This is a genomic window from Sphingomonas sp. 320_CC, from assembly GCF_059691795.1.
Genome location: NZ_JCAWAE010000001.1, coordinates 1,429,045 through 1,451,185, shown reverse-complemented (window position 1 = coordinate 1,451,185; position 22,141 = coordinate 1,429,045). Strand labels below are relative to the sequence as shown.

Genomic DNA, 22,141 nt, shown 5'->3' with positions numbered 1-22,141 from the left:
TGGCAACATTGTCACTTGATATGATGTATCATCAAATCTACCCGATTTGTCGTACAGGGACGACACAAGGGAATTTCATGAAGACGATGCTGTTCGGCGCCACCGCCCTGGCTGCGCTCCTCTCCTCGCAGGCGCATGCGCAAACCGTCGCCACGGATGCTCCGGCCCCTGCCCCCGCACCGACGTCGGTCGGTTCGACCAACCAGCGCGACATCATCGTCACCGCGCCGATCCAGACCAGCGAGCGCGACGTCCTGCAAGGCACGACCGTCCTCACCGGCCAGGAACTCACCCGCCAGCTGCGGCCGTCGATCGGCGAGACTCTCGCCCGCCAGCCCGGCGTATCGGCCAGTTCGTTCGGCCCGAGCGCCTCACGCCCGATCCTTCGCGGCTTCCAAGGCGACCGTATCCGCGTGCTGACCGACGGGATCGGATCGATCGACGTCTCGAACACCTCGGTCGACCATGCCGTCATCATCGACCCGCTGCTCGCCGAGCGTATCGAGATCCTCCGCGGCCCCAGCGCGCTGCTCTACGGCACGTCGGCAGTCGGCGGCGTCGTCAACGTTATCGACACGCGCATCCCGCGCACCGTGCCCGAGAACGGCTACCGCGTGAACGGCATCGCCAACTACGGCTCGGCTGCGAACGAGCGCTCCGGCGGGATGGCCGGTGACGTCGCCGTCGGCCAGCACCTCGTGCTTCATGCGGACGGCTCGTACTTGAAATCGGGCGACCTGCGCACCGGTGGCTACATCCTTTCGCGCGATGCCCGCGCCCAAGCGCAGGCTACCGCCGCCCTCCCCGTCGATCCCAACGAAGCCGACCCGATCGACTACGCCGCATCGGCACAGCTGAAGGGCAAGCTCCCCAACACGCAGGCCGAGACCTGGACCGCGGGTGCCGGCGCGTCGATCATTACCGACAACGGCAATCTCGGCATCTCGTACAGCCACTACGACAGCCTCTACGGCGTACCGATCCGCTACGCCACGCAGCCCGGCCAGGAGCAGGAAGCGCCGCGCCTCGACGTCCTCCAGAACCGCGTGGACCTGCGCGGCGAGATCGACACCGGCGGCGATTTCATCAGCAAGATCCGCGTCCGCGCCGGCCAGGCCAGCTATCGCCATTTCGAACTCGAGGAGGACAACTCCGTCGGCACCGCCTTCTACAACAAGGGTCTCGAAGGTCGTCTCGAAGTCGTCCAGGCGAACCGCGGCGGCTGGCAGGGCGCATCGGGCGTGCAGTTCTACAACCGGATCTTCAACGTGGTCGGCGACGAGGCCTTCCTGCCGAAGAACGAGACCAACCAGACCGGCCTCTTCACGCTCCAGCAATATGAGTCCGGCAAGTTCCACGCCGAGGGCGGCGTCCGCTACGAGATCACCGACCTCGCCGCGCGGACACCCGAGGATGATCTGCGCTTCTTCCGCGGCAGCCAGAGCTATCATTCAGTGTCCGGCTCACTCGGCGCATCCTACGCGCTGACCGACAGCATCCGCGTCGGCCTGAACGGCTCGCGCACCGAGCGTGCGCCATCGGCGGAAGAACTGTTCGCGAACGGCGCGCATGCTGGCACGCAGGCGTACGAACTCGGCAATCCGAACTTCCGGCTTGAAAAGTCGTGGGGCCTCGAAGGCACGCTGCACGCGCATGGCGACGGCTTCAGCTTCGACGCGTCAGCCTATTACAACTGGTTCTCGAACTACATCTCGGAGAACCAGGTCGCGTCGACGGTCTGCCAGGCGGCGGCCGATCCCTCGGGCCGCACCGTCGACCTGCCCTGCTTCCAGTATCAGCAGGCCGACGCCCGCTATTACGGGTTCGAGGCGGATGCATCGGTGAAGGTCGCGCAGATCGGCGGTTATGCGGTCAACGCCGACGTGCTGGGCGATTACGTCCACGCCAACATCGTCGACCAGGGCCCCGTCCCCCGCATTCCCCCGATGCGCGTGCTCGGCGGGATCGAGGCGCAGGGAGACCGGATCAACGGCCGCGTCGAGGTCGAGCATGTGTTCGACCAGAACCGCATCGCCGCATTCGAGACGAAGACCAACGAGTACACGATGGTCAACGCCTCGATCGGCCTGAGCCCGTTCGGCAAGGATTCAAAGACGACGTTGCTGCTGAGCGCGAACAACCTGTTCGACGTGAACGCACGCCGCGCGACGAGCTTCCTCAAGGACTTCGCCCCGCTCGCCGGTCGCGATTTCCGCGCGACGCTGCGCTTCGGTCTGTAACCTCTACCGGCCGTTCCAGCATCGAAGCGGGAACGGCCGGCTCGCGATCATTTGCCGATCAGGACGTCGCTCGCCTTGATCAGGACGGTCACGGTATCGCCGGTCGCGAGTGCGAGGTCGGCGATCGCTTCTTCGGTGATATTGGCGGTGACGACGTTGCCGCCGCCGATGTCGACCTTGATCGAACCATTGACCGCACCCGGCGTGATCGAGACGATGGTGCCGGAAATCTGGTTGCGTGCGCTGATCTTCATCGTTCTGTTCCTTCTGAAATCGTTCCCCGGCAGCGTATTGGTCACGCCGCCAGCGCTGGATCCGATGCCATGAGATCGACGCGCACGCCATCCTCGCCGAGCAGATTGCAAATCCGCTCGCCAGACGACAACGCGGTATCGCCCCACCACTCGGCCGCCGTCATCCCGTGGAGATAGCGCTCGGCACACCGCAACGCGATGATGCAGCGAAGCGTCATCCCCTCATGCTCCCGCTCGAACGCCATAACATGGTCGCGGCGCGGTCCGATGACGGCGATCGGCGCGTAGCTACCGTTCGAGAACAGCGCAGGATGCTTCCGCCGGAGATCCAGCAGATGCTTGATCGACCGCATCTTGGGTGCACCGCCAGCCCACGGCGTATCGCGCAGGAGAGCATAATCGACCGGCCGCCGGTTATCCGGATCGACTAGGCTCAAATCGGCGATCTCGGTACCCTGATACAGATCCGGCACGCCCGGCACGGTATAGCGCAATGCAACCTGCACGAGGCTGTTCTGGTCTGCGGCGGGGGCGATGCGATCGACGAATGCCGTCATGTCCTCAAGAAAGTCGGTCGACCGTTCGGGATCGAGTAACGCCCGCGCCAGATCGTGACAGCGGGTCTCGTACGCCTCGTCCGGCGCCTCCCAGGACGACCGGAGCTTGGCTTCGCGCAACGCCTTTTCCTGCCACGCGACGATTCGCTCTGCATACTCCGACAGAGCATCGGCGTCCGGCGCGCGAAGGTTCGTCGGCCAAGCGCCGAACAGCGTCTGGAGCAGCATATAGGCGTCGGCGGGATCGACGCCTTCCGCATACGGGGCAGCCTGTTCGAACCAATGCTCCGCAAGGGAACGCCAGAGATCGGGTATCTCGCTGAGCACCGCTAGCCGCGCGCGAACGTCCTCACCACGTTTGTGGTCGTGCGTCGCGGTGGCGAGCATCGCGGACGGCCAGTCGCGGGCACGCTCGATCATCGCGGCGTGGAACGCGTCGATATGAAGCGACATCCGCGCGGCGTCGAACCCGACATCGTTGCGCGAGAGCAGTCGGCCATAGCGGTAGAACGCGGTGTCCTCGACCGCCTTCGCCGCGATCGGCGCGGAGAGTTGCTGGAATTTGCGCGCCGCTTCGGCGGCGAGTGCGACGTCGCCTGGCCCCTCGCCTGCCAGCCAACCCAGGATCCGGTCCACGACCGCGCCTTCGCCGGGCGGGACGAACTCCGCAACCCGCTGGCGGACGGTATCGCGGATTCCGGCGTCAGCGAGCGGCGCAGATTCGCCCGTTCCGTAGGTCCGATACACTGGGAAGACCCAGAGCAACCGCTCGATCGCGCGGTGGAGCATGCCCCTCGTCACCCCGTCGCATTCAGGTGTCGAGCGGGCCAGCGCCACGAAAGCTTCGACGCAGCGGCGGTGCTGCGCATCGAACTGCCACGCGAGCAATTCCTGCCGCGCGCGCAGTTCCTCGGGCGCGAAGTCAGCGGAGCGGCCGCTTATGTGGGCCCAGAGTTCGGCTAGCGGTTCTGCGCCACCGGGCGCGTGGAGCAAGGCGGTGACCTGCTCCATGAAGTCGTACCCGCTGGTACCGTCGACGCCCCAGTCGGTGCTGAGTGGTTCACCGTCGGCGAGGATCTTCTCGATGACGAGATACGCCGGGCCGGGCGGCGCGTCGACGGGGCGCTCGATCGCGTCGAGCCTTGCGCGCAAGGTGCGGCAATAGCCGGCGGGGTCGGTCAGGCCGTCGACGTGATCGACGCGGACGCCGTCGATCAGGCCCTCGGCGTAAAGACGGAGATAGAGCGCATGCGTAGCCTCGAACACGACCGGGTCTTCGGCGCGTAGGCCGGCGAGGTCGTTGATCGTGAAGAACCGCCGCCAGTTGAGTTCGTCGTTCGCGACGCGCCACGAGGCGAGGCGGTAATGCTGGCGGTCGATGAGCGCGGCTATGTCGTCCGTCCCTGCGGTCGTTTGGTCCTCGTCGCGGATCGGGAGACGGTGTTCACCGTATGCTTCGAGGACGTAGCGGCCGTCGACCTGCTCGACCTTCAGCGCACCGCTGGCCAGCGTCTCGAAGAGCGGATCGCCGAGGATCGGGAGAACGAGCTTCTCGCGCCAGTCGATGTCGAAGTAGCGTGCGAATTCGCTGTCTTCCCCGTGCGTTAGAATGTGATTCCACCACGCGTTCTCACCGCCGGCGACGCCCATGTGGTTGGGGACGATGTCGATGATGACGCCCATGTTGAGGGCGCGGAGGGCTGCGACGAGGCTCCGGAAGGCATCCTCGCCGCCAAGTTCGGGGTTGATACGGGTCGGGTCGACGACGTCGTAGCCGTGGGTAGACCCGCTTGGCGCAGTGGTGATCGGCGAGGCGTAGAGGTGGCTGATCCCAAGGTCGTCGAGATAGGGCACCAGCGCTTCCGCGTCGGCGAAGGTGAAGTCCTTGTGGAACTGGAAGCGGTAGGTTGCGCGCGGCGTGGTGGGGGCGGTCATGCGGGTCTCGTGACGTTGAGCGTGTCGATGCGAGCGGCGACTTCGGGGCGGGCGAGCAGCGCCTCGGTCGTGTCGGGCATGCGGCGGCGCCAGTTGGGGTGCTCGTCGATCGTGCCGGGGAGGTTGGGTTGCTCGACCAACCCGGCGAGGTCTTCGATCGGGATAATGGCGAGCGCGCAGGGCGTGCTGGCGACATGCGCGATGGCGGCGTCGACGACAGGGTCAGTGTCTTCAGGGGTTGGCTGTTCGGTGCCGGTGTCGAATGCAGACCAGAGCGCGACGCGGTCCTTGGCGCGATCGGCAAGGTCCGTGGGCTTATCGACAGCGTCGGACTTGCGTCCGAGGTCCCACGTCCAGTCGATATCGCGGCCGCTCCACCAGCCTGCGGCGGTGGCAAGGTCGTGCGTACCGGTCATCGCCACCGCGTCGCGCGACCATTTGGTGGGCGGCACGAAGCCGTCGGCGTCGCGTTCGAACCACAACACCCGCATGCCGAGCATGGCGCGCGCGTCCATCGCCTCGCGGAAGCCATCGGGGACGGTGCCGAGGTCTTCGCCGATGACGATCGCCTTGGCACGCTGCGATTCCATCGCGACGATCCGCATCTGGTCTTCGAACGGCATGTCGAGGTACGCGCCCTCAGCGGCAGAAGCGTCTTCGGGAACGACCCAGAGGCGACGAAGGCCGAACGCGTGGTCGATGCGGATGCCACCGGCATGGGCGAGCGCAGCGCGGATGGTCGCGATGAAGGGGGCGAAGGCCGTGTCACGGAGCGCTTGCGGGTCGAAGCCAGTGATGCCCCAGCTTTGACCGTCCGGCCCCAGCGGGTCGGGTGGCGCGCCGATCGACAGGCCGGTGAGCAAGTCGCTGCGCCGGCTCCAGCCGTGGCTGCCGCCGGCGTCCATGCCGACGGCGAGATCGGCGATGAGGCCGATCGCCATGCCGGAGTCCTTGGCAGCCATCTGCGCGGCGTCGAGGTCGCGGCGGGCCAGCCATTGGAGGAAGATGTAGAACGTGACATCGTCCGCCTGCTCCGCGACGAAGCGGCGGACGGCGGGACTAGCGGGATCGTGATACTCGGCGGGCCATTGCTGCCAGCCGCGTGCGCGGGTGGTCGCGAAGAAGTGGGCGTGGAAGGCGTCGAACTCGGCATGGCGCTCGAGGTCGTCGCCGCCTTGACGCCTGAACGTTGTCAGCGTTTCCTTAATCTGTGGAAGCACTTGATCGAAGCTCTTGCGCAGTCGTGCGAGCTTTTCGGGGATCGCGGCGTGCCAGTCGATCAGTTCGGGGAGGTCGCGGCCGTCGGACTGTGCACCGAATGCAGCGGGATCGCCGTACAGGCCATTGAGGAATTGGCGGCTCGAGGGTGCGTAGGGGCCGTATCGGCCGGGGTCGGCGGGAAACAGCGCGTGCGTCGGGCTGATCGCGAGGGCATCGGCGCCGCGTTGGCCGAACGCGCGGGCGGCATCGGCTAGCGAAACGAAATCGCCGAACGCCTTCGGCGCATCGGTGCGGAGGCTCGGGATCTGGACGGCGGGCGCCCAGAGTTTACGTCCTGGTAGCGCGTCGGCGATCGTGTAGCAGCGGCGTGGTGCAACGAGAATGTCGATGACTTCGCCATTGATTTCAAGCTCGTGGTAGCCGCTTTTGCTTATCGGACTCAACTCGCCGTCATTGACTGTGACGGAGCGCATCGTACCGTCTTCGAACGTAAGTTCGGCTTTGCCCGATACCTTTGATTTCAGCCGGATCGGGTCTCCCACATCGATGGACAAGAAACGGACACCCTGCGCGTTTCGAGCTTCGATCGCGGCGAGGCTTTCGGCGATCTGCTTTTCACTTCCGGACGGATGGCCGAGACGATACAGGATCGCCTGTAACGCACCGTCGGCGACGGTCTGGCGACGACCTGCTGCGTCCTGCCATTCGGGTTGCAGGCCGGCGGCGACAGCGAGTGTTCGGAGGCTGCTCATCGATCCAGCCAGACTGCCACGCTGGCAGCCTCCCCCGGTTCGCCCTCGGCGAAGATCGGCGAAGCCTCTATTGCCGGAAAATCAACGACATCGTCGCCGAGGTTGAGCGCAATTGTCAGGATTGCGCCGTCACCCATTTTCCAGCGTGCAACGACCGCCCCCTCGCCGATCGCTTCGGCGCCGGTCGCGGTCGTGTCGCGCAGGCGGGGGATGATCTGCTCGTGGCGGATCTTGACCAGGGTGCGGTACAGGTCCTGCCACTCGGCCGCATCGGCGCCGGGCCGTGCTCCCGATTGCAGGAAGGTTTCTTGCGCGTTGGGGTCGGGGATTGCCTCGCGTGCTTCGGGATCGGCGAAGGCGGCGAACTTGGCGAATTCCTTGCGGCGGCCTTCGCGCACCGCGTCGGCGAGTTCGTCGTGGAAGTCGGTGAAGAACAGGAACGGGCTTTCGCTGCCGTGGTCGTCGCCGATGAAGAGCAAGGGTATCTGCGGGCCGAGCAGGAGCAACGCGGTGGCGGCGCGGAGCTTCTTGCGGTCCGCGAGCAGCGTCAGGCGTTCGCCCATCGCGCGGTTGCCGATCTGGTCGTGGTTCTGGAGAAACGCGACGAACGCGGTCGGCGACAGGTGGGCGCTGGGCTTGCCGCGAGTCTTGCCGTCTTGGTTTGGCGACGCCTCTCCCTGATAGATGAAGCCTTCGCCGAGGCAGCGCGCGAGGCGTTCGGCGGGGCGGTCGGCGAAGTCGGCATAATAGGCGCTGGTCTCGCCGGTGAGCAGGACGTGCAGGACGTTGTGGAAGTCGTCGTTCCACTGCGCGTCGAACGCTGCCGGGTGGAGCCGGTCGGCATCGTTGCCTTCGTTCTCGAGGACGAGGTGGACGTGGCGGCCGGCGGTCTTCTCGCGCAGTTCGGCAGCCATCGCGTCGAGAAAGGCATCGTTCTCGATCGCGTGGACCGCATCGAACCGGAGGCCGTCGAACTTGTACTCGTTCAGCCACATCAGCGCGTTATCGACGAAATAGCGGTGGACCGGCGCCTGGTCGACCGCAACTGCGCCACCCCATGGGGTATCGACTTCGGGGTGAAAGAAGCCCTTCGCATAGGCGCCGAGGTAGTTTCCGTCGGGGCCGAAGTGATTGTAGACCACGTCGAGGAACACGGCGAGACCGAGTTCGTGGGCGCGGTCGACCAGCGCTTTCAGTTCGTCGGGGGTGCCGTAGCTTTCGGCCGGGGCGTAGGGCAGCACGCCGTCATAGCCCCAGTTGCGGGTGCCGCCGAACGCGTTGACGGGCATGAGTTCGATTCCCGTGATGCCGAGCGCGGCGATTGCCGGGAGGTGGTCCGCGACGTCTGCGAAGCCGCCGAGCGTGCCGACATGGACCTCCTGGATGACCATCTCTTCCCACGGTCGGCCGCGCCAGTCGGGGGTCCGCCACGTATAGGCTTCAGGACCGACGACGACGCTCCAGCCGTGCACGCCGCCGGATTGCGCGCGCGAGGCGGGATCGGGAACCGCGAGGTCATCGGTCAGGCGGAACCGGTACCGTGTCCCTGGCCCCACCGACGCCTTCGCGCTGAACCAGCCTTCCGGTTCGCGGGTCATGACAACCGCGTCGCCTTCAGCGACCTCGAGCGTTACCGCGTCGCGATCCGGCGCCCAGAGGCGGAAGTTCGTTCCGTCGGCGGCAAGCGTCGGCCCCCAAGTCACGCTGCTTCGATCGTCCAGGAGAGCAACGCCGCGCCCTGCGGGGGAAGCTCGTAGCTGTTCTTGATCGGGGTGGCGCCCTGCTCGGGCTTGCTGCTGTCGATCAGGACGGTGCGCTCCACCTCCTCGGGCGGCGGCATGTGGAAGGTCAGCGGCCCCTCTGACGCATTGAGCAACAGCGAGATCACCTGCACCTCGCCCGACTCACGCTCGCAGGCGCGGCGCATCACCAACGCGCGGCCGTTGGTGTTCTCCCAATCTGCGGACGTGAGTTGCTGGCCACGCTCGTCCCACCATTCGATGTCCTTGAGGCCCTCGGCGGGCGTGTCCTCGCCGTAGAGGAAGTTTCCGGCGCGGAGCATGGGATAGTCGCGGCGAAGCGCGATCAGGCGCGCGGTGAAGTCGATCAGTGCGTCGCCCTCGGGGGACTTGGCCTTGTTCCAGTCGAGCCAGCTGATCTCGTTGTCCTGGCAGTACGCGTTGTTGTTGCCGTTCTGCGTGCGGCCGAACTCGTCGCCCGCGACCAGCATTGGCGTCCCGAGCGACGCGAACAGCGTGGTCAGCATCGACCGCATCACGCGCGACCGGGTTTCGAGGATTGCGGGGTCTTCCGTCGGGCCTTCCACGCCCCAGTTGCGCGAGCAGTTGTTCGAGTGGCCGTCGTTATTGTCTTCGCCGTTCGCCTCGTTGTGACGCTCCTCGTAGGCAACCGTGTCGGCAAGCGTGTAGCCGTCATGCGCGCCGAGCAGGTTGACGCTTGCCCAGGGTCGGCGTGCGCGGCGATCGAACAGGTCGGCCGAGCCGGTCAGGCGCGCGGCGAGGTCGGCACGCTGCGCATGGTCACCGCGCCAGAATTTCCGCACGGTGTCGCGGTACTTGTCGTTCCACTCGGCGAAACCGGGGGGGAAGTTGCCGAGCTGGTATCCGCCCGGGCCGATGTCCCAGGGTTCGGTGATAAGCTTCAGCCTGCCGAGCACGGGATCCTGGCGGAGCACGTCGAAGAACCCTGCGCCGGGATCGAAGCCGGTGTCCGTCCGGCCCAGCGTCAGGCCGAGATCGAAGCGGAAGCCGTCGATGCCGAAGCTGGTCGCCCAGTAACGCAGCGAATCGGCGACCATCTGGATGACGCGGGCCTTGGTGAGGTTCAGCGTGTTGCCGGTGCCGGTGTCGTTGATCGAATAGCGCGGGTCGTCTTTGACGAGGCGGTAGTAGCTCGCGTTGTCGAGGCCGCGCCAGGACAGCGTCGGACCTTGCTCGGAGCCTTCGCAGGTGTGGTTATAGACAACGTCGAGGATCACCTCGATCCCGGCCGCGTGGAGGCGGCGGATGGAGCGGCGGAGTTCGTCGTGGCTGTCTGTCGCGAAGAACGAACGCTCGGGCGTGAAGAAGTTGAGGGTGTTGTAGCCCCAGTAGTTGCGCAAGCCCTTTTCCTGGAGGAAGCGGTCCTGAATGTAGGTGTGGATCGGCAGCAGCTCGATCGCGGTAACGCCAAGGCGCTTGAGGTGATCGATGACCTTGGGATTGCCGAGCGCTGCGAAGGTGCCGCGTTCGGAGGGCTGGACCTCCTCGAACAGCTTGGTCAGGCCCTTGGTGTGCGCCTCGTAGATCACCGTCTCGGACCAGGGCGTGTTCGGGCGCACGTCGCGCGACCAGTCGAAATGGCTGTCGGTCACGACGCCCTTCGGCATCGTCAGCGCGCTGTCGCGCTTATCGAAGCTCAGGTCCGCGCGCGGCGACTTCACCTGGTAGCCGTACATCGCGTCGGTCCAGCGGAGTTCGCCGATCATCTGCTTGGCGTACGGATCGAGCAGCAGCTTGTTGGGGTTGAAGCGGTGGCCTTCCTCGGGCGCGTATCGGCCATGTGCGCGATAGCCGTAGACGAGGCCCGGCTGCGCGTCGGGGAGGTAGCCGTGCCAGACTTCGTCGGTCCATTCGGGGAGCGGATAGCGCTTTAGTTCGCGGCGGCCGGTCTCGTCATAGACGCAGAGTTCGATCTTCTCGGCATTGGCGGAATAGACCGCGAAGTTGACGCCGAGGCCGTCGAAGGTCGCGCCGAGGGGATAGGCCGAGCCGGCGTCGAGCGTGTCGGGCAGTAGATGCAATGCGAGGACCCTTTTCGTGTCGTAATCATCGCTGCGGGCACGACTTTATCGCGGTGCAGCATTCCTTGCCGTGAAACCCGCCCGCCCGTTCCTATGTTCCGCAGGCAGCAGCGAGTTTTCGCGGCACTTTTCTACGTATCAAGGACATGCACATGCCTTACACCATCCGATCGATCGCCGCATGAGCGGGCCGAAACTGTTCGAGCCTCTTCAGGTCGGCAACCTGACGCTCGCGAACCGGATCGTGATCGCGCCGATGTGCCAGTATTCCGCGACCAACGGTTGCATGAACGACTGGCACCAGATCCACCTGGGCCAGCTCGCGCTGTCGGGTGCGGCGCTGCTGACGATCGAAGCGAGCGCGGTGCTGCCCGAGGGGCGGATCACGCATGGCGACGTCGGGCTGTACGACGACGCGACCGAGGCGGCGATGGCGGGCGTGATCGAGAGCGTGCGGCGCTGGTCCGACATGCCGATCGCAATCCAGTTGTCGCATGCCGGGCGCAAGGCGTCGTGCGAGGTGCCTTGGAAGGGTGGGCTGCAGATCGCGCCGGGCGAGCCGAACGGGTGGCAGACCGAGGGGCCCTCCACAGTGCCGTTCCTGCCGGAGGAGAATGCTCCGGTCGCGCTCGACGCCGAGGGTTTGGCGCGGGTCCGCGATGCGTTCGTGGCAGCGACGGTGCGTGCGGCGCGGCTCGGGATCGACGCGGTACAGTTGCATGCGGCGCATGGGTATCTGCTGCACGAGTTTCTGTCGCCGCTGTCGAACCGGCGCGAGGACGAGTATGGTGGCAGTCTCGAGAACCGGATGCGGTTCCCGCTCGAGGTGTTTGACGCGGTACGGGCTGCGTTTCCGGCCGAGCGCGCGGTGACGATGCGCGTGTCGGGGACAGACTGGGCCGAGGGCGGTTGGGATTCCGATCAGACCGTGGCGTTCGCGAAGGTTCTGGAGGCGCGCGGTTGCAGTGCCATCCACGTGTCGAGCGGTGGGATCACGCCCGCGCAGCAGATCCCGGTCGGGCCGAGCTATCAGGTGCCGCTCGCGCGGGCGGTGAAGCAGGCGGTGTCGATCCCGGTCGTCGCGGTCGGGCTGATCACCGATTTCGAGCAGGCTGAGGCGATCGTCGGGACGGGCGATGCGGACATGATCGCGCTAGCTCGGACGATCCTCTACGATCCGCGCTGGCCCTGGCATGCGGCGGCGCATCTTGGGGGTAAGGTGAAGGCGCCGAAGCAGTATCTCCGGTCGCAGCCGCGGCAGTTTAAGGACTTGTTCGAGGGGTAAGGCCCACTTTTGCAATCCTCCCCCACCAGGGGGAGGTGGCGCGGAGCGACGGAGGGGGAGGACACGGAACAAAGGTTTCGCCTGCCTCCCCCTCCGTCAGGCTGCGCCTGCCACCCCCCCTGGCGGGAGAGGATTTCTTATTTACGTTCTAGCGATGCCTGAGCGTTCACCCCGCGACGGTCATCACCGAGCCCGAATCCACCCGGATATCCGCACCGTTGATGAAGCTCGCCCGCTCCGAGCACAGGAACACGATCGCCGATGCGACCTCTTCCGACGTCCCGCGGCGCTTCAAGGTCATCCCCGGGCGCTCCTCCTCGAGGAACGTCTCGATCGCCTCGTCGAAGCTCACCCCCTTCTCGTCGGCACGCTTCTGCATCATCTTGTCGGTCATCGGCGTCGCGATGAACGCGGGCGAGACGGTGTTCACCAAGACGTTGTCGCAGCCGTAAGCCTTTGACAGCCCCTTCGACAGGCTCGAAATCCCCGCCTTCGACGCACAATAGGCGAGCTCGTCGACATAGGGCTGCACCGCATCCTCCGAACTCATCAGCACGATGCGGCCCCATTTGGCGGCGCGCATCGCCGGAATCGCCTCGCGGCACACCCGCACGGCGCCCATCAGGTTGATGTCGATCGTCGACTGCCAGCCGGCATCGTCAACGTCGAGGAAGTCGCCGGTCGCGCCGGTCACGCCCGCGCAGTTGACCAGGATGTCCGGCTCACCGAGCTGCTCGCGGACCTTCGCGAACAGCGCCTTCACGTCGTCGAGCTTGGTCAGATCCGCCTCGACCGCGATCACCTCGCCGTGCGCCTTCAGCTCTTCGACACTCGCGTCGAGGTCGCCGCCGGGCTGGTCGGTGATCGCGACGCGGACGCCTTCCTGGAGCAGCATCCGGGCGGTTTCCTTGCCCATGCCGCTGTCCGCGCCGGTGATGAGTGCGATCTTGCCCGTGATATCGAGGTTCATGCTGTCGTCCTTGCGTCAGTGAAAATTGTCATGCCCATTCGCGCGGACCGTCACTGTCGAGCGCGCGGTCGAGGTAGAAGGCCGCGCTGATCAGCGCCAAGTGGCTGAAGCCTTGCGGAAAATTGCCGAGGAAGCTGCCGTCCTGCGCGATCTCCTCGGCGAACAGGCCGAGATGGTTGCCGTGCGCGAGCAGCTTCTCGAAGTTCAGCCGCGCCTCATCAAGGCGCCCTGCCCGCGCGAGGCATTCGACGTACCAGAACGAGCAGGCGACGAACGTCCCTTCCTGCCCCGGCAAGCCGTCGTCGATCCGGTAGCGGTAGACCTGCCCGTCGTCGGACAGGTCCTCGCCGATCGCCTCCAGCGTCGCGAGCCACTTCGGATCGGTCGCGCCGACGAAGCGGACCAACGGCATCATCAGCAGCGCGCCGTCGACCGCCAAATCCTCTGGCGCATCGCCGATCGCGCGGACGAAGCGGCCGAGATCGTCGTTCCAGAAGTTCGCCCAGATATCGTCGTGGATCGCCGTCCGCGTCTCCGACCAGCGGACCAGCGGCGCGGGGAGCGAACGCTTCTGCGCCAGCCGCACCGCGCGGTCGACCGCGACCCAGCTCATCAGGCGTGAATGAAGATAATGCTTCTTCGGCCCGCGGACCTCCCAAATACCAGAATCCGGCGTGTCCCACGTCTCGCAGACCTGATCGACGATCCGGCCGATCGCGACCCAGGAGTCATGCGCGATCGGCTCGCCGTATTTGCTGCCGAGATAGGTCGCATCGAGCAGCGCGCCGTAGATGTCGTGCTGCGTCTGGTCCTTCGCCTCATTGCCGACGACGATCGGGGTCGCGCCCTCGAACCCGGCAAGGTCGAGCTTGCGTTCGTCGGCGATCTCGCCGCCGTCGAGCGCGTACATGACGCCGAGATGACCCTTCGAACACGCCTGCGCGCGGTCCATCGCCCAGTGGAGGAAGCCGACCGCCTCGCCCTGATAGCCGAGCCGGAGCAAGGCATAGACGATGAAGGATGAGTCGCGGACCCACGTCGCGCGGTAATCCCAGTTTCGCACGCCGCCATGCGCTTCCGGCAAGCCGAAGGTCGCGGCGGCGGCGATCGAGCCGTGCTTGCGCGAGGTGAGCAGCTTCAGTGCCATCGCCGAGCGCTCGACCGTCTCGCGCCAGCGGCCGCGGTAGCGCGACTTGCGGCTCCAGGTCCGCCAATAGTTTAGGTCCTTCTCGACGATCGCGTCGAGCGCTTCGGTGTCGAGTGAGACGTCGTCGGGGTTGCTGAGGATCAGCGAGACGGTGTCGCCTTCGGTCAGGTGTATCTCGGCGGTCAGATCGCAGTCGTCCGCGACCAACGTCGTGGCACCGTGAACCGCGAGCGCGAGGCCGCTCTCGTGGTCGAACCGACCGCGCGATACGTCCGCGCCCGACGTCGTGACGGAAGCCGTGCGGCCCATCACGCCATAGTCGAACCGCGGGGCGCAGCGGACGCGGACCGTCGCCGATCCGCGCGTGCAGGTCAGCCGCCGGACCAACCGCGACGGCGCGTCGTCCTTGTCGTTGCCGACCGGCATGAGGTCGACCAGATCGACGCTCGCCGCGTTCGCCATCCATCGGGTCAGCAGGATGTTGGTCTCGGGCAGGTACATCTGGACGATGTTCGCGTCGGGCAGGCCGGGCTCGATCGAGAAATGCCCGCCCGTGTCTCCGTCGAGCAGCCTCGCGAACACCGACGCGCTGTCGAGGCACGGCCAGCAGAGATAATCGATCGTGCCGGCCGTATCGACCAGCGCGATCGTCTCCAAATTACCGATCGCGCCGTGGTCCGCGATCGATATGCCAGGCTTATCCATTATCGCGGAAGCCGGGATACAGGCTCATGCCACCATCGATGGTGAGCGTCGATCCGACGATATAGTCCGCTGCGTCCGACACCAGGAACAGGGCCGCCCGGGCGACGTCCTCGGGGTCGCCGATCCGGCCATAGGGGATCAGTTCGAGCAGCTTGTCCTGGTCGGCGGTCGCGTCCTCGTTGATCTCGGTCGCGATCGCGCCGGGGGCGATGCCGTTCACGCGGATGCGGTCGCCGGCGATCTCCTGCGCGAGCGTGCGCATCAGCATCCCGCTGCCGCCCTTCGACGCGGCGTAATTGGCGTGGCCCGCCCAAGGGATCACCTCGTGCACCGAACTCATGAACAGGATCTTCCCGATCGAGCGGCTGAACCCGCGGTCGCCCTGCTTGCGGAACCGACGGACGGCCTCGCGCGAGACGAGGAACTGGCCGGTCAAATTGACGTCGATGACGCGCTTCCAGTCCTCCAGCGTCAGATCGGCATAGGCCGCATCCTTCTGCATGCCAGCGTTGGCGAAGACGATGTCGACGCCGCCGAAACGCTGGACCGTCTCGTCGAACAGCTTCAAAACCGCCGCCTCGTCCGACGTATCCGCTTCGCAGGCGAACGCCTCGCCGCCGGCCTGCTCGATCGCCTCGACCACCTCGCGCGCCTTGTCCGCGCTGCTGTTGTAGTTGACCGCGATCTTCGCGCCGGCCTTGGCAAAGGCGATGGCGGAGGCGCGGCCGAGACCGGAACTCGCGCCGGTAACGATCGCGGCCTGGCCTGTCAGGTCGATGTGCATGGCTGGTCTTTCGCTGGGGATTATCGCGGCTTAACGCGCGCCCTCCGGCATTTCTCCCTGCTCACGCCCTCCCCCCGCAATCTTGCTGATCTGCATTAAGTCACCGTTTCCGGTGCAACTCTTAGCCCGTCCCGCGCGCTGTGGGTCCTGAGAAGCTACGAGGACGGCACATGACCAAGACCATCGCCAAGGATACCGGCACGCCACCGCAGGGCGCCAAGTTCGAAACGCAGGTCGGCGAAGGCGGCGAACTCCACCAGATCGCCAGCGGCGATGGCGACGTGCTGACGACGCAGCAGGGAATCCCGGTATTCGACGACCAGAATTCGCTCAAGGTCGGTGAACGCGGGCCGACTCTGCTCGAGGATTTCCACTTCCGCGAGAAGATCTTCCACTTCGATCACGAGCGTATCCCCGAGCGCGTTGTCCACGCGCGCGGCTATGGCGCGCACGGCACGTTCACGCTGACCGAGAGCCTGGAAGAGTTCACCAGCGCCGGCATCCTGACCGAAGTCGGCGAGCAGACGCCGATGTTCCTTCGTTTCTCGACGGTCGCGGGCAACAAGGGCTCGGCCGATCTCGCACGCGACGTACGCGGCTTCGCGGTCAAGTTCTACACCAAGGAGGGTAACTGGGACGTCGTCGGGAACAACATCCCGGTGTTCTTCATCCAGGACGCGATCAAGTTCCCCGACCTGATCCATGCCGCCAAGCAGGAGCCCGACCGCGGCTTCCCGCAGGCGCAGACCGCGCATGACAATTTCTGGGACTTCATCAGCCTGACCCCGGAATCGATGCACATGGTCATGTGGATCATGTCCGACCGCACCATCCCGCGCGGCTTCCGCTTCGTCGAGGGTTTCGGCGTGCACACGTTCCGCCTCGTCAATGCCGAGGGCAAGGGCACTTACGTCAAGTTCCACTTCAAGCCGAAGCTGGGCCTTCAGTCGGTCGCGTGGAACGAGGCGGTCAAGATCAACGGCGCCGACCCCGACTTCCATCGTCGCGATCTTTGGGACTCGATCGACCAGGGCAATTTCCCCGAGTGGGACATGGGCGTCCAACTGTTCGACGACGAGTTCGCCGACAATTTCGAATTCGACGTGCTCGATGCGACCAAGGTCATTCCCGAGGAGCAGATCCCGGTCCGCATCATCGGCAGCTTCAAGCTCGATCGCCTGGTCGACAATTTCTTCGCCGAGACCGAGCAGGTCGCGTTCTGCACGCAGAACATCGTGCGAGGGATCGGCTTTACCAACGATCCGCTGCTGCAGGGCCGCAACTTCTCGTATCTCGATACGCAGCTGAAGCGCCTCGGCAGCCCCAACTTCACGCATATCCCGATCAACGCGCCGAAGATCCCGGTGAACAATTACCAGCAGGACGGCCACATGGCGATGCATGCCCGCAAGGGTCGTGCGAACTATGAACCGAACAGCTGGGCCGGCACGCCGCGCGAGAGCCCATCGAAGGGCTACAAGCATTTCCCGTCGCAGGAGACGGGGCGCAAGGCACAGGTGCGGTCTGCCACGTTTGCCGATCACTACAGCCAGGCGCGGCAGTTCTTCATCAGCCAGACCGCAATCGAGCAGAAGCACATCGGCGATGCGCTGACGTTCGAGCTGTCGAAGGTCGAGCGAGTCGATATCCGCGAACTGATGGTCGGGCATCTGCTCAACATCGACGAGAAGCTCGCGAAGACGGTCGCGACCGGTCTTGGGCTCAAGGCGATGCCGCCAAAGGCCAAGGCTGCGGTCGAGACGCGGACCGACCTGCCCGCTTCGGATGCCCTCAGCATCCTGAAGAACACCAGCGGCAGTTTCGAGGGTCGCAAGCTTGGCATTCTCGTCACCGACGGTGCTCCGGCAGCAATCGTGCAGGCCCTGGTCGACGGGATCGTTGCGGCGAAGGCCACGTACGAGATCATCGCACCGAAGGTTGCCGGCGCAACGCTCGACGACGGGACGCTCGCGGAGGGCAAGCAGAAGATCGATGGTGCGCCTTCGGTGCTCTACGATGCGGTCGCGATCGTCGTGTCGGCGGACGGGGCCAAGAAGCTCGGCAAGGACAAGACCGCCAAGGACTTCGTCAGCGACGCGTTCGGGCATGCCAAGTTCATCGGCTTCAACGCCGACGCGAAGCCGTTCCTCGAAAAGGCCGGCATCGAGGACGAGGACATGGACGACGGCGTGATCGCGCTGGGCGGCAAGGGCGATGTCGATGCGTTCCTCAAGACGCTCGGCAAGCTCCGCATCTGGGAGCGCGAACTGAACGTCGACCTCGACGCGCCGGCGTTTGAAAACCCCGAGGCGGCTTGATCTCTTCGTTCAAACCCGGGTCGTCGCCACCGTACGCGCAGCGTGCGGTGGCGATCGCCATTCCGGTAAAGAACGAAGACCAGTATCTGCTTGGCTGCCTCGACGCGCTGGATCGTGCCGCGGGGCGCTACGGCGGCAAGGTGGTCATCGTCGCGATGGCGAACGACTGCACCGACGGCACGATCGATATCCTGACGAACTGGCGGCCGACGCATGCGACGCTTGCATGGTCGGCCGTTTCGCTTCTGCCAGGCGCGCGTCATGCCGGATGGGCCCGGCGGCTAGCGCTCGACGCTGGTGCCGCGCTGCTTACGCGTCATACCGATCTGCTGCTGTCGACCGATGCGGACACGAACGTCTCCGCGGACTGGATCGTGCGGATCGCCGCGCATGTCTATGCGGGCAACGACGCCGTGGCGGGTCGCGCGCTGACGCTTCGGTCCGACCGTGCGAGCCTTGGCGCCGCGGCACGACGGCGGCTCGATCAGCTCGGGCGTTATTACACCGCTCTGGATTATCTCCGCGCGCGCGCCGAGACCGAAGCGCATGATCCCTGGCCCCGCCATTTCTATGAAGGCGGCGCGAGTATCGCGGTGACCCATGCGATGTACCGCCGGATCGGTGGCGCCCCTACCCCGCCCGTTGCCGAGGACCGCGCGCTGTTCGATCGGATCCGGGCGCATGGCGGGCAGGTTCGACACCCGCTAGACGTTCGCGTCTTCACCTCATGCAGGATTTCGGGCCGTGCGCCAGGCGGCATGGCGGACGCGGTCGCGCGGTGGATCGACCAGCCGGTCGACGCACCGCTGCACGAGACCTACGCGGTGACGGCGGCGCTAAACCCCGCCTCCGCGAACCCCGGCGACCAGCTCAGCTTCGCAACGTTGCCCGCTGCGATCCACGAGGCGCAGGCGCTCATCCGTCTAACGCGCGTCTTCCAGCCGCCAGAGGTCGAGCCGATACGCTTCGTGCCGATCGCTGCGAACGACCGTGACGCGGTCGCCGAGCGCAGCGTGCAGTTCGGCAACGGCATCGTCCCCGCTTTTGGGATAGTCGGTCTCGCCGATCCAGTGGACCAGCATCACATACCCGCCTGACGCTGCCGCCGAGCGGACGTACGCGGCCAGCCGGACGATGTCGGCGCTGTCCCAGTAATACACCACCTCCGACAGCAGGATCAGGTCGAACGTCCCTGCGGGAGCGTCTTCGGGAAGTCGGCGCTGCTCGATGCGGATATGCGGTTGGTCTGCACACCGCGCCCGTGCAGCCGCGACCGCGGTTTCCGACACGTCGAGCGCGAGCAACGCGTCGCAGCGTGCACCGAGCCGCGCGGTCAGGACGCCGTTCGCGCAACCGACCTCCAACGCGCTCTCGAACCGCTCCTTCGGCAACGCGGCCAAGGTCTCGTCATACTTCGCCGCCTCGTACGGACTGGTCTCGAACTCCCACGGGTCGCCCTTGTCCTTGTAGAGCGCCTCGAAATATTCGGGCTCGATCGAGTGTTCACGGCGCATCGCGGGTCTCCAGCAACAGGGTGTTCGGCCGGTCCATCAGCCGCATCATCGCGTCGGGCAGCCGGAAGTTCTCGCGCGCGCCTACGATCCGCCCGCCCCGCTGGCTGCGATGGTACGCCATCGCGCGACGCTGTCTGGGCCGACCGGATGCCGTGGCGATCGAGACCGTGCGGGCGCTACGCAGGCGCTCGGTCAGGTCGGGGACGGTCCAGCCCCAGACGAGATACTGCCAGAGACGGCAATGCGCGCGCCGTGCCACCGCCTCGGCGAGTGCGGCGGCGGCCTCGTGGTCGCAATGCGGTTCGCCGGACCATGTCACGGCGATCTGGCGGACACCGCGGGCTTTGCACCACGTGGCCAGTCGATCGACGCTGCGCACGAACAGCAGATCGCCCTTCGAAGCCGGCGACGCGTCGGGCCAATCGAGATAAAGCGCGTCCTGCTGACCACCCAAGGCCGTCAACGCCGCCCGCGCCTCACCGCGCCGTAGCCCCGCGATTCGCTTCCCCGTCCAGCCAGGCGCATCAGGATGCGATCCCGCGCCATCGGTCAGGAACGCGGTATGAACCCGGCCGCCTGCCGCGGTTACCGAGGCGATGAACGCGCCGCAGCCGAGCGTCTCGTCATCGGGATGCGGCGCCAGCACGAGCCAGGGCCCCTGCCCCGCCGCCGTCCTGGCCGACATCCGCCGTGCCCGCCGCGTGAAGTTGCTCCAGGCCTTGCCGCCCGGTGCTACCACCACCGATCGTCGCCCCAGCAATCATCCTCAAGCCACGCCGCCGCCGCCCGGTCGCGCGCCTGGTCCGGGACCGGCTGGCGCAGGTAGAGCCCCAGATCGCGCGTGATCCGGTCGATCCGGCTGGCCGCGAAGAACGACGCGGTGCCGACCGAGCGCGCCGCCGCCTCCATCGTCTTCAAGCCCGCCTCTTCGACCACGCCGCGTGTCATCAACACCAGCGGGATGGCGTCGCTCGCCTGCGCCTCGGCCAGATGCGCCGCCTGGCGCACCCACAAGCCTGCGCTCCGCGTCTCGGTCAGGCAGGCGGCAAACCGCGCGCGCTGGATCGGGTCCGCCCCCTTGCCGGTCGCGACGAGGTGATCGCGCAGATGCCGGACGAGTGCCTCGACCGCGCCGAGCTGGACCGCCGTGAACCGCCACGCGCCCGCGCTGAAGCGTGGCTCGCGTTCATAGTCGTTCGGCGCACCGATCACGCCTTCGCGACCGATCTCCATACCCGTGAAGTCGAACCGCCCACTGCACGTGCCTCGCATCCCGCGCACCTGCCATCCGGAATTGTCGGTCCGTGTAGTCTCGCCCGCGATCGGGACCAGCACGAGCTGCTTGTCGCCGTTCGCATCGCGCGCCGTCACCAGGATGCGATCGAGATGCCCGGCCCCGGTCGCAAAGCTCTTCGCACCGTCAAGCGTCCAGCGACCGTCGCCAGCAGCGTGGATCGCGAGTCCCGGCGCCGGTTCGGTATTCCAGACTCCGAAGACCTTGCGCGCCGCGAGATCCGCATCGAGCGCCTTGCGCTGCGCGTCGTTGCCGTAGGTCGCGACGAGCTGGACGGCATTCACATGCCCTTCGAACACGCGCCCAAGGCTGAGATCGGCGCCCCCGATCGCGCGCAGAACGTCGAGCAGCGCGTCGGTCTGCACGCCCGTGCCAAGCGTCTTGAACGCGGCCAGCGCGCCCGCGCCGTGGAGGTCGGCTATCCGCTCCGCCGGGAATGTCTCGTGCGAATTGTCCTGATCCCATGCCGCGGCGAGGTGCCGGACGGTCTCCAGGACGGTCCAGCCGGTTGGATATGTGGTCAGTGGCCGACTCCCCGTGAAACCCATGGCGGTACGCCAGCTTCGTCACACAGAACGCGGGACAGGCGCCAGCGTTGCGTATCGCCATCATGGAGCGCGGAACTAATTTACGCGTCCGACACCGCAGCCGAACCTTTGGTTAACGCTTGGCCGGCATACTCCCATCCAACGGAAAGGATCGGACTCGATGGCACGCAAACAGGATGTCTTCACGCTGCTCGGCAAGCGTATGCAGATCGACCAGCCGTCGCTTCGCGGGCGTCGTTGCGATAGCGACATGCCGCCGATCGCGGACCTGATCCGGCGGATCGACCGTGCGCTGCTGGAACGCCGCGCGGCCTGACCATTAGTCGTCCGCGCCGGCTGCCCCGATTGCGGAGGCATACATCTGTGCCGCCCGCTGTTCCCGCGGATCCTTGAACGCCCGCATAGGGTCGGGCGCATCGCCGGTCGCGCGCAACACGGCCCAAAGCGCGAACCGCCGCCCAGCATCCCGCTCGGTGCCGAACGCGATCGACACGCGCTCGCGACCGGCCTCCAGAGCCCCCGAGCTCAGCGTATCGATGTCGGTCGTGCCGAAGAAGTGGTGCGAAATAGCGTCTAGGTCCATGCCAACAGCCTAGCGGACCACCTGCTCTCCGCGCAATCTGATGCAACCGTACAGACGGCGTATCGCAACGGTTGCGATCCCGACGCTCTCCGCTTAGACGCCGTCCTCCCGGCTCGCCGGGTACAGGTTGGAAGAGTGTCCGAGTGGTTTAAGGAACTGGTCTTGAAAACCAGCGATGGGGTAACTCATCCGTGGGTTCGAATCCCACCTCTTCCGCCAAGGCGCGGTTAGC

The 22,141-nt window shown here is 66.1% G+C and carries 16 protein-coding genes, 1 tRNA gene and 1 pseudogene; 6 read left to right on the top strand and 12 right to left on the bottom strand.

The genetic code is table 11. The features are described from left to right. Positions 1 to 77: 77 nt before the first annotated feature. Complete coding sequence (locus AC59GX_RS06785) at positions 78 to 2,240, top strand: TonB-dependent receptor (protein WP_426280414.1); 2,163 nt, start codon at positions 78 to 80, stop codon at positions 2,238 to 2,240. 47 nt (positions 2,241 to 2,287) lie between these two features. Here AC59GX_RS06785 and AC59GX_RS06780 read toward each other — a convergent pair whose 3' ends face one another. From AC59GX_RS06780 to glgX, 5 genes are read right to left on the bottom strand one after another with little or no spacing between them, the layout of a single operon-like run. Continuing rightward, on the bottom strand, positions 2,288 to 2,494 hold the full coding sequence (locus AC59GX_RS06780) for a TOBE domain-containing protein (RefSeq protein ID WP_056063255.1): 207 nt from the start codon (positions 2,492 to 2,494) through the stop codon (positions 2,288 to 2,290). Between the two features lie 41 nt (positions 2,495 to 2,535). Then, the gene (gene treY, locus AC59GX_RS06775; RefSeq protein ID WP_426280415.1) at positions 2,536 to 4,986 is read right to left on the bottom strand and encodes a malto-oligosyltrehalose synthase; all 2,451 of its coding nucleotides are present in this window, start codon (positions 4,984 to 4,986) and stop codon (positions 2,536 to 2,538) included. Next, complete coding sequence (gene malQ / locus AC59GX_RS06770) at positions 4,983 to 6,959, bottom strand: 4-alpha-glucanotransferase (RefSeq protein ID WP_426280416.1); 1,977 nt, start codon at positions 6,957 to 6,959, stop codon at positions 4,983 to 4,985. Before malQ ends, treY begins: the two co-directional genes overlap by 4 nt. After that, the gene (gene treZ / locus AC59GX_RS06765) at positions 6,956 to 8,662 is read right to left on the bottom strand and encodes a malto-oligosyltrehalose trehalohydrolase (RefSeq protein WP_497301285.1); all 1,707 of its coding nucleotides are present in this window, start codon (positions 8,660 to 8,662) and stop codon (positions 6,956 to 6,958) included. Before treZ ends, malQ begins: the two co-directional genes overlap by 4 nt. Then, on the bottom strand, positions 8,659 to 10,761 hold the full coding sequence (gene glgX / locus AC59GX_RS06760) for a glycogen debranching protein GlgX (RefSeq protein WP_426280418.1): 2,103 nt from the start codon (positions 10,759 to 10,761) through the stop codon (positions 8,659 to 8,661). Before glgX ends, treZ begins: the two co-directional genes overlap by 4 nt. A gap of 181 nt (positions 10,762 to 10,942) precedes the next feature. Here glgX and AC59GX_RS06755 point away from each other — a divergent pair, with 181 nt between their 5' ends. Continuing rightward, positions 10,943 to 12,046: an NADH:flavin oxidoreductase/NADH oxidase gene (locus AC59GX_RS06755; RefSeq protein WP_426280419.1), complete on the top strand. Its 1,104-nt coding sequence runs from the start codon at positions 10,943 to 10,945 to the stop codon at positions 12,044 to 12,046. Between the two features lie 166 nt (positions 12,047 to 12,212). On the opposite strand, the gene AC59GX_RS06750 is transcribed toward AC59GX_RS06755, so the two are convergent. The 3 genes from AC59GX_RS06750 to AC59GX_RS06740 are packed head-to-tail and all read right to left on the bottom strand — an operon-like array spanning position 12,213 to position 15,652. Continuing rightward, a complete protein-coding gene (locus AC59GX_RS06750) occupies positions 12,213 to 13,016 on the bottom strand; it encodes an SDR family NAD(P)-dependent oxidoreductase (RefSeq protein ID WP_426280420.1) in 804 nt (267 codons plus the stop codon). Between the two features lie 28 nt (positions 13,017 to 13,044). Beyond that, entirely contained in the window at positions 13,045 to 14,868 is a 1,824-nt protein-coding gene (locus AC59GX_RS06745) for a glycoside hydrolase family 15 protein (RefSeq protein WP_426280421.1), read from the bottom strand. Further along, positions 14,861 to 15,652 carry a glucose 1-dehydrogenase gene (locus AC59GX_RS06740; protein ID WP_426280422.1) on the bottom strand — a complete coding sequence of 264 codons (792 nt, stop codon included), beginning with the start codon at positions 15,650 to 15,652 and terminating at the stop codon, positions 14,861 to 14,863. Before AC59GX_RS06740 ends, AC59GX_RS06745 begins: the two co-directional genes overlap by 8 nt. A 170-nt stretch (positions 15,653 to 15,822) precedes the next feature. On the opposite strand from AC59GX_RS06740, the gene AC59GX_RS06735 reads away from it, so the two are divergent. Beyond that, positions 15,823 to 17,970 carry a catalase gene (locus AC59GX_RS06735; protein WP_497301281.1) on the top strand — a complete coding sequence of 716 codons (2,148 nt, stop codon included), beginning with the start codon at positions 15,823 to 15,825 and terminating at the stop codon, positions 17,968 to 17,970. Positions 17,971 to 18,017: 47 nt separating this feature from the next. Continuing rightward, a pseudogene (locus AC59GX_RS06730) lies at positions 18,018 to 18,383 on the top strand (glycosyltransferase); the annotation flags it as partial. 510 nt (positions 18,384 to 18,893) lie between these two features. Here the strand turns inward: AC59GX_RS06730 and AC59GX_RS06725 are convergent. From AC59GX_RS06725 to AC59GX_RS06715, 3 genes are read right to left on the bottom strand one after another with little or no spacing between them, the layout of a single operon-like run. Further along, positions 18,894 to 19,484, bottom strand: coding sequence for an SAM-dependent methyltransferase (locus tag AC59GX_RS06725; RefSeq protein ID WP_426280424.1), 591 nt, complete (start codon positions 19,482 to 19,484; stop codon positions 18,894 to 18,896). Then, on the bottom strand, positions 19,474 to 20,226 hold the full coding sequence (locus AC59GX_RS06720; protein ID WP_426280425.1) for a PIG-L deacetylase family protein: 753 nt from the start codon (positions 20,224 to 20,226) through the stop codon (positions 19,474 to 19,476). Before AC59GX_RS06720 ends, AC59GX_RS06725 begins: the two co-directional genes overlap by 11 nt. Further along, positions 20,217 to 21,326 (bottom strand): acyl-CoA dehydrogenase family protein, encoded by a 1,110-nt coding sequence (locus AC59GX_RS06715; protein WP_497301279.1) that lies wholly within the window; start codon positions 21,324 to 21,326, stop codon positions 20,217 to 20,219. Before AC59GX_RS06715 ends, AC59GX_RS06720 begins: the two co-directional genes overlap by 10 nt. A gap of 160 nt (positions 21,327 to 21,486) precedes the next feature. Between AC59GX_RS06715 and AC59GX_RS06710 the strand changes: the two genes are divergently transcribed. Then, entirely contained in the window at positions 21,487 to 21,642 is a 156-nt protein-coding gene (locus AC59GX_RS06710; protein ID WP_168711596.1) for a hypothetical protein, read from the top strand. A 3-nt stretch (positions 21,643 to 21,645) separates the two neighbouring features. On the opposite strand, the gene AC59GX_RS06705 is transcribed toward AC59GX_RS06710, so the two are convergent. Then, positions 21,646 to 21,909, bottom strand: a complete 264-nt coding sequence (locus AC59GX_RS06705) for a hypothetical protein (protein WP_136189876.1) — start codon at positions 21,907 to 21,909, stop codon at positions 21,646 to 21,648. Positions 21,910 to 22,038: 129 nt separating this feature from the next. On the opposite strand from AC59GX_RS06705, the gene AC59GX_RS06700 reads away from it, so the two are divergent. Further along, positions 22,039 to 22,128: transfer RNA gene (locus tag AC59GX_RS06700), tRNA-Ser, on the top strand. Positions 22,129 to 22,141 lie beyond the last annotated feature (13 nt).